The sequence below is a fragment of the Micromonospora sp. NPDC050200 genome (assembly GCF_040656135.1).
In the GTDB taxonomy this organism is placed as follows: Bacteria; Actinomycetota; Actinomycetes; order Mycobacteriales; family Micromonosporaceae; genus Micromonospora.
This window is the reverse complement of record NZ_JBFALG010000152.1, coordinates 1-3,326: the sequence shown is the minus strand read 5'-3', so window position 1 is coordinate 3,326 and position 3,326 is coordinate 1. Positions and strand designations below refer to the sequence as shown.

Genomic DNA, 3,326 nt, shown 5'->3' with positions numbered 1-3,326 from the left:
AACACCGCCTGTACAAGCTCGTTAACGTCCTCCACATAGGAATCAACGACGCCTCGGCACCCTCCGTCACCACCGAATGTGAGACAGGGCCGTTATTTGTACAGTCCCGATCGTTCGTGGCAGTGGCCGTCGCCGCAGTCACGGTGATCGCTGCGTCGGCGGCGACCTCCGCCGCCACTGCCTGACCTCTGCTCATGTTGCTCCCTGACCACCGAACCGGCGGTCGTCCCGGTCCGCCAACGGAGCGAACGCATACCGGCGGGTTTGATGCGGGTGACCGCTCGGCGATCGTGTCGCCCGGCATGATCGGACGCGAGCTTGAACTCGCCGCGCTGAGAACGGCGCTGTCGGATCCGCCGGTGATTGTGCTGGTCGAGGGCGAAGCCGGGATCGGCAAGAGCCGGTTGGTCCAGGAGCTGCTCGCAGCGCGTACGGCGGCTCGCCGACAGGTGCTGTTGGCGACCTGTCCGGCGTTCCGGCAGCCCTTTACGTTCGGCCCGGTGGTGGACGCGATCCGAGCGGCGACTGAGGATGTCGTCGGGCTCGGCCTGAGCGGGTTGGCGGGGGAGCTCCGGCCGCTGTTCCCCGAGTGGGCGTCGGCGCTGCCGCCGCCGCCCGAGCCGGCCGAGGATGCAGCTGCGGCACGTCACCGGCTGTTTCGGGCCCTTGATGAGATCCTCGAACGGCTGGACATCGGTTTGCTCGTGGTCGAGGAGGTGCATTGGGCAGATGAGGCCACCCTGGAGTTTCTGCTGTACCTGGCCTCAGGCCCGCGGCAACGGGTCAGCTTGCTCGTGACCTACCGTTCGGAGGAGATCGCGCTGCAGTCTCTGCTGCTGCGGTTGTCATCTCGGCAATCGGCGGGAACGGCGCGGCTGCGGCTGTCGCTGGAGCCGTTGGACGTCGTCGGGACTGCCGAGATGGTCTCTTCGATGCTCGGCGGGGAGCGGGTCTCCGATGATTTCGCGATCTTCCTGCAGGAACGGACCGATGGGCTTCCGCTCGCCATCGAGGAGTCCGTGTGGCTGATGTGGGACCGCGGCGACCTGATCCGGCGGGGCAACTCCTGGGTGCGGCATCGGCTGAGTGAGATCGACGTACCGCCGACGGTGCGCGACGGCGTGCTGGAACACAGCGCACGGCTGATTGACAATGAGGCAGAGACATAGAGAATCAAGTGCGTATATTTGATCTAGACCGAGGGGCCCTGTGATGTCGGGTTCAGCCGGTGTGCGCGGCGATGGTGCCGCGCGGTTCCCCCGGTTGGCCTCGCCGGCCTTTGTGGGTCGCGGCAGGGAGCTGACTGCGCTGGCACAGGCGATGGCGCAGTCACCGGCCCTGGTACTGATCGAGGGAGAGGCTGGGATCGGCAAGAGCCGCCTGGTGCTGGAATTTCTGGCGTCTCCGGCGGTGCGGGCGCAGCGGGTTCTGGTCGCGGTGTGTCCGCCGTTCCGCGAACCGGACACGCTCGGCCCGTTGTTGGATGCGATACGGCAGGCTACCGAAACGGTTGCGGGTCTTGGGCTGAGCGCGCTGGCCGGGACGCTGCGCCCATTCTTCCCCGAGTGGGCAGCGGACCTGCCGCCGCCGCCGGAACCGCTCGGTGACCCGCGTGCGGTGCGGCATCGGTTGTTCCGCGCGTTGGTGGAGTTGCTGGAGCGGCTACGCATCGCGGTGCTGGTGGTGGAGGACGCGCATTGGGCGGACGAGGCCACCGTGGAGTTCCTGCTGTTCCTCGTCACGCGTCCGGTTGTCGGGTCCAGCTCCCGCCCAGGGCTGCTCGTTACGTACCGGCCGGAGGACCTGCCCACGAATACGCCGGTGGTGCAGCTGTCCTCGCGGCGGCCGGCTGGGACCACCCAGCTGCGTATCCCGCTGGGTGGCCTCGACGTCGCCCAGACCGGCCGGTTGATGTCCTCGATGGTGGCGGGCGAGACCATCTCCACCGAGTTCGTGGAGTTCCTGCACCGGCACACTGCCGGGATCCCGCTCGCGGTCGAAGAGGTGATGCGCCTATTGTACGACCGCGCCGATCTGACCCGCCGCGACGAGGGCTGGGCGCGGCGCCGGCTGGATCGGATCGACATACCGGCCACGGTCCGTGACGCCGTGCTCGAACGGGCCGCGCGGCTCGGCCCTGCGGCCCAGGCGGTGTTGCGTGCCGCAGCCGTGCTCGCCGACCCGTCGGATTGGGCGATGCTCGCCGCAGTCAGCGGTCTGACCTCCGGCGACGCGGATCAAGGCCTGCCCGAAGCCATCCAGACCGGCCTGCTCCAGCAGGACCCCCGCGGGCTGCTCTCGGTCCGGTACCCGCTGGCAGCCCGGGCGGTGTACGACACGATTCCGCCGGCCGAGCGGCGTGCGCTGCACCACCGTGCGGCCAAAATCCTCCAACACCGTACGCCCGCACCGGCGGCCCGACTTGCCCGCCACTTCCGCGAGGCCGGCGAAATCGCCTCCTGGTTCCGGTATGCCGAGCTGGCCGCGGATGTGGCGCTCGGCTCGGCCGACGAAGCCGCGGCGGCGGCCCTGCTGTACCAGCTGCTGGAGAGCCCGGATCTGCCCGTAGGCGACGTGGCCCGTCTTGTGGACAAGGTGCCGTTTATCACGTTCGCCGGTCCGGCTCGCCTGGACATCTTGGTGCGGGCGCTGCGCCGGGCCGTGGACGGCGCTTCGCTGCCCGTCCGCGAGCGCGGTCTGGCACGGCTGCACCTCGCCCGGGTGCTGTCGATGGGGGGTGAGATCGCCGCAGCCCACAGCGAGGCGGAACGGTCAGTTGCGGAGTTGCCGCCTGGGTCGCTGGAGGCGGTGCGGGCGATGGTTCTCCTAGGCTGCCCAGAGTTGTTCGCTGGGACCGTGGCCGCGAACCTGGATTGGTTGCGGCGCTCGGCTGCCGCGCGCGAGTCCGGGTGGTCCCCGGCGGACCGGCTCAACCTCGTCGTCGGCCGGGCGACCGCGCTGCTCAGAATGGGCGAGGAGTCGGGGTGGGTCGAAGCGGCCACGATTCCGCAGGACGTTCCTGATGCGACGACACGTCAGCATGTGACCCGGGGGCACCTGAACTTCGGAGATTCCGCCATGTGCTGGGGCCGCTACGGCCAGGCCCGCCGCCACCTGGCCGTCGCCCTCACCCTCGCCGATCGGCACGACCTGATGGCGGTACGGGACGTGGTGCTCGCCACCCAGGTGCACTTGGACTGGTTCGTTGGCGAGTGGGCCGACCTGGCCGACCGGGCGGACGCCGTGGCTGGTGCCGATGACCCCTCACCTATCATCTGGGCCGAGGCGAAACTGGTCGCCGGCATGGTCCGCGCGGCAACGGGCGC

The 3,326-nt window shown here is 69.4% G+C and carries 3 protein-coding genes; all 3 read left to right on the top strand.

All coding sequences use genetic code 11. The features are described from left to right. The coding region (locus tag AB0I41_RS35000; RefSeq protein WP_357115711.1) for a hypothetical protein at nucleotides 1-185 on the top strand (185 nt) is incomplete at its 5' end. A 9-nt stretch (nucleotides 186-194) separates the two neighbouring features. Continuing rightward, nucleotides 195-1,169, top strand: a complete 975-nt coding sequence (locus tag AB0I41_RS34995; RefSeq protein ID WP_357115708.1) for an AAA family ATPase — start codon at nucleotides 195-197, stop codon at nucleotides 1,167-1,169. 43 nt (nucleotides 1,170-1,212) lie between these two features. Continuing rightward, on the top strand, nucleotides 1,213-3,326 hold a 2,114-nt coding region (locus tag AB0I41_RS34990; protein ID WP_357115705.1), incomplete at its 3' end, for an AAA family ATPase.

Coding starts and splice junctions, on each gene's coding strand:
- AB0I41_RS34995 (WP_357115708.1), top strand. CDS start 195: ATGTTGCTCCCTGACCACCGAACCGGCGGTCGTCCCGGTCCGCCAACG.